The 1,271-nt window shown below is 46.7% G+C and carries 2 protein-coding genes; both read right to left on the reverse strand.

The annotated features are described in order from the left end of the window. Positions 1-502: hypothetical protein (locus J7438_RS25585; RefSeq protein ID WP_209278861.1), on the reverse strand; the 502-nt coding region annotated here is incomplete at its 3' end. Positions 503-716: 214 nt separating this feature from the next. Next, on the reverse strand, positions 717-1,271 hold a 555-nt coding region (locus J7438_RS25590), incomplete at its 5' end, for a hypothetical protein (protein WP_209278862.1).

The following is a 1,271-nucleotide window of genomic DNA, read 5'->3' on the forward strand; positions in this document are numbered from 1 at the left end:
GCGGCTTACCCCTGTCTCGCGCTAGTTGGATTTTCCTGTCATTGAGGGTTTTCAGCAGTATCCCGGCATTCTTTAGTACTGCTTGTATTTCTTGATTATTTAAATGTATTCGTAGTTCATTTTGCTGGCTTACAGAAAATTCTGAAATTGATGTTTCACTGTTAATTTCTGTAGTGAGCGGTACATCCTCCATTGGTACTGGCATATCCTGCACCATCTCTGAGGTATGCTCATTGCCAGTTAACAGCCTGTTGTCGCTGGCTGTTGGTAGATTTATTGATATGTCCTCCCCCACAAGCGTGGAAGCTGCGTCAGCAGACTCAGTCTCCATTGGCTCCGCATTACCCTGAACCGAAGTCGAAGAAGAGTGCTCAATACACGAGTTATTGCCAGTAACACGCCTGAGCTTTATGGGGGGAATGGTCCCGGATTCAGGTTGCTGTTGATGCGGTGGAAACGCTCCAGAGCCCGTTGTTGTCTGTTCAATCTGGCGACCTGCCATGCTCCGCTTTCTTTTGCGTTTGCAGCTGGTTGACGGCTCGTCTCTTCCAGCTTCAGTGGATGTTAACCGGGATACAGTATCTGCGGTTGCTGAGGAGGAAGGTGACTGCATGGTTTATTTGAAGGTCCTCCCTGTTTCCAATTGGAGAATCGTTTGAGAATGGCAACGATAGAGTACGACCTTGTCAGTCCGGTAAAGTTCCAGGCAACCGGTATCAGAGAAGCCTGACCTTTTTGTCAGGCAGCCTGGCTGTGGGATGTGTTACTGGATAGCGCACCGCTGCAGCTACTCCAGATGAATACACGTCAACTGCCACAGCCTGAAAACTTAGGCCATCTAGCAGAATCACCAGTTTCAGGCGTGGATGGTCGTGTTTTGTCTGCGCCAGAAAACGTCTTATTGCCGCTTTTTCACAATCATTTTTTGTGGAACCATCCTGTCGGCAAATCGCTTCTGGCGCTAAAGGAATGACGGTTTTTCTGGGCGGATGGATGATACAGCCGCCTATAATATTGTGGTAAAAGGTTTGATTTTTCTTGCCCTCGTTTTTAATACAGCAGTCATCACATCGGCAGGTTCCCGAATAAAAGAGGCCAGTACCACCAATAGGAAGCAGATAAAGATCTTGGATGCTGTCAAAATATTCTGACACTGTTTTTATCAAGTAAGAAGCACTGAATTGCCTGACATTTTTCTGAATAGACGTACCCATGACTGACCCGACGACAACGATTGAGTAACATAATACAATTTCAGTCGAAGAATTGTG

Source organism: Thalassotalea sp. G20_0 (genome assembly GCF_017744175.1).
Classification (GTDB): Bacteria; Pseudomonadota; Gammaproteobacteria; order Pseudomonadales; family Endozoicomonadaceae; genus Endozoicomonas.